This is a genomic window from Myxococcus sp. AB025B (genome assembly GCF_006518215.1).
Taxonomy (GTDB): domain Bacteria; phylum Myxococcota; class Myxococcia; order Myxococcales; family Myxococcaceae; genus Myxococcus; species Myxococcus fulvus.
In genome coordinates this window covers 1-1,965 of sequence record NZ_SRLW01000592.1, presented here as the reverse complement: position 1 = coordinate 1,965, position 1,965 = coordinate 1, and the positions used below count along the sequence as shown (strand labels likewise).

The window sequence follows — 1,965 nt, the reverse complement described above, 5'->3', positions numbered from 1 at the left end:
CGAGGGCCCCTGCCCCACCACCTCGATGACGTACTTCTCGATGCCCCGGATGAACTCGTCGAGCTGCCCTTCGCCCCGCTCGATGCGCTGGAGCCACGCTTCCCACTGGCCCGTCATCGCCGGCGTCTTCACGTCCGGGTGCACCACGTGGATGAGGTTCAGCCCCTTCTCCGTCGCCTCCAGCACCTTGCCCTTGCGGACCAGGTACTCGCGGTCCAGCAGCACCTCGATGATGGCCGCACGCGTGGCGGGCGCCCCCAGCCCCGTCTCACGCATCGCCTCCGCCAGCTCCTTCTCGTCCAGCAGCCGGCCCGCCGTCTCCATCGCCGTCAGCAACGTCGCGTCCGTGAAGCGCGGCGGCGGACGCGTGCGCTTCTTCACCGCCTCCACGTCCTCCACCGTCTGCGGCTGTCCCCGCGCCAGCCCCGAGGGCAACGACTGCGAGTCATCCTCCGCCTCATCCTCCTCGCCCTTGCGCGCGTCCGACTTCGGCTTCGGCGCCTTCTTGCCTCCACCGATGTCCAGCACCTTCCAGCCGATACGCTCCACCTGCGTGCCCGTGCTCTGGAAGCGGTCCACCACCGGCACCGCGCTCGTCGGCCCGGGCGACGTCACCGCCGTCACCACCGTGGTGACGCGCCACACGTGGTCCTCGTGCCACGCCTGCAACAGGCGCCGGCACACCAGGTCGTAGATGCGCTGCTCGTCCGAGGACAGCCGCAGCCCGTGCGGCGACGTGGGCGTGGGGATGATGGCGTGGTGGTCCGTCACCTTCCCGTCGTCCACGTAGCGCCGCCCCAACGGACGCACGCCCGTGCCCGGCGCCAGGTCCTCCTCGTAGGGCCCGCGCACCGTGCCCACCACCTCCGGCAGCGTGTCCGCCACCGTCTGCGACAGGTGCCGGCTCGACGTGCGCGGATAGCTCAAGAGCTTGTGCTTCTCGTAGAGCGCCTGCGCCACCTCCAACGTGCGCTGCGCGCTGAAGCCATACAGCCGGTTCGCGTGGCGCTGCAGCTCCGTCAAGTCGTAGAGCAGCGGAGGCGCCATCTTCTTCTCCTCCGCCTCCAGCGATTCGATGGTCGCCTGCCCCCGCTTCACGCGGTCGATGATGGCCTGGGCCTCCACCCCGTCCGCGTCCAGCCGGCGCGCCTCGCGCACGCCCTCCATCCCCGGGGGAATCACCGGCTTGCCATCCGGCCCCGAGCGGAACCACGTCCCGTCGTACCGCGCGCCCGGCGCCACGTCCTTGCTCCGCGGCGCGAAGGTGGCCACCACCTCCAGGTAGTCGCGGGGCACGAAGTCGCGGATGGCCCACTCCCGCTCCACCACCATGGCCAGCGTGGGCGTCTGCACCCGCCCCACGCTCAACATCTCCCCCTGCCCGCCATGCGCCAGCGTGTACAGGCGCGACAGGTTCATCCCCACCAACCAGTCCGCCCGGCTGCGCCCCATCGCCGCCGCCGCGAGCGGCTCGTACTCCCGCCCGTCCTTCAGCTTCTGGAAGCCGTCCCGGATGGCCCGCTCCGTCAGCGACGACACCCACAGCCGCCGCACCGGCTTGCGACACCCCGCCGCCTCGTAGATGTAGCGGAAGATGAGCTCGCCCTCGCGGCCCGCGTCCGTGGCGCACACCACCGCGCCCACCTCCGGCGAGGTCAGCACCCGGCGCACCACGTCGAACTGCGAGCGCGTCTGCTCGGAGACCACCAGCGGCCAGCCCTCCGGCAGCATGGGCAGGAGCGCGCGGCTCCACTTCTTCCAGTCCGGCCTTATCTCGTGCGGCTGCGCCAGGCCCACCAGGTGGCCGATGGCCCACGTCACCACGTAGCCGTTGCCACGCAGGAAGCCGTCACCCCGCTCCTGCGCGCCCAGCACCCGCGCGATGTCCCGCGCCACGGCTGGCTTCTCCGCCAACACCGCCAGCAGCGACGAGCGCCCCGCGCCCCGCGCCGCCGCGCCCTCCCC

Annotated in this window: 1 protein-coding gene; it reads right to left on the bottom strand. The window is 71.9% G+C overall.

Features of this window, described 5'->3' with window-relative positions:
• A partial coding sequence (locus FL311_RS42855; RefSeq protein ID WP_228557475.1) for a DNA topoisomerase 3 occupies positions 1-1,926 on the bottom strand: 1,926 nt, incomplete at its 3' end.
• Between the last annotated feature and the right edge of the window lie 39 nt (positions 1,927-1,965).